General features: G+C 51.0%; 1 pseudogene. It reads left to right on the plus strand.

Going from position 1 to position 962, the window contains the following annotated elements:
- Nucleotides 1–943, plus strand: a pseudogene (locus DW965_RS18735) (recombinase zinc beta ribbon domain-containing protein); the annotation flags it as partial.
- Nucleotides 944–962: the final 19 nt, after the last annotated feature.

Below are 962 nucleotides of genomic sequence, written 5' to 3' on the forward strand. Positions count from 1 at the left end.
AATGGGAAAAGAAAGACCCAGAAAAAGGACGGTATATGTGGGACTTCTCCGTTATCAAAGACCTTTTGATGAATCCCGTCTACACCGGGGCGATTGCTTCCCAGAAAAAGGACTACCGTTTCAAAATCGGCACGATTGGGGAAAAGAAGCCGGAGGACTGGATTGTGGTGGAGGGGCAGCATGAACCGCTGATTGACCGCATGAGCTTTGACATTGTGCAGAACAAGCTGAAATCCCGCCAGCGTCCGGGGCAGACCAATGAAATCAGCCTGTTTGCCGGACTGTTAAAATGCGGCGAGTGTGGGAAGTCGTTGACGGTACGCTACACAAACGCAAAACATCCCCAGCGGATATACTCCTGCAAGACCTACAATGCCTTTGGAAAGAACCACTGCACCCAGCACCGGATTGATTATGACACCCTTTACAGCCATGTGCTGCGGAAAATACGGGAATGTGCCAGAGCTGCCTGATGGACGGGGAAGCGGTTGCCGACCGCCTGACCAATACCTGTGAAGCCGAGCAGCGGGAACAGCGGGAAGCAATGGAACGCTCCCTTACAAGGGACGAGGAACGGATTGAGGTTCTGGACAAAATGGTCATGCGGCTTTATGAGGATATGATTGCAGGGCGTATCAGTGAGCAGAATTTCAACACCATGCTGGAAAAGACACAGACCGAGCAGACGGAGCTTAAAGCAAAAGTGTCCGAGGGCAGAAAGCGGCTGTCTGATGAAGTCCAGCTTGCCAATGACGCAAAACAATGGGTGGAAGCCATTCAGGAATATGCCAACATCACAGAGCTGGACGCAGCCACCCTTAACCGCTTAATCAAAGAAATTGTCGTGCATGAACGCATTGACGAAGATAAAACAAGACACATTTCTATCGAAATTCATTTTAATCTCAAACCCATCCCGGAGGTGGAACAGGTCACTGCCTGACCTGTCCCGCCGGGACGGT

This window comes from Blautia sp. AM47-4, from assembly GCF_003479865.1.
In the GTDB taxonomy this organism is placed as follows: Bacteria; Bacillota; Clostridia; order Lachnospirales; family Lachnospiraceae; genus Fusicatenibacter; species Fusicatenibacter saccharivorans.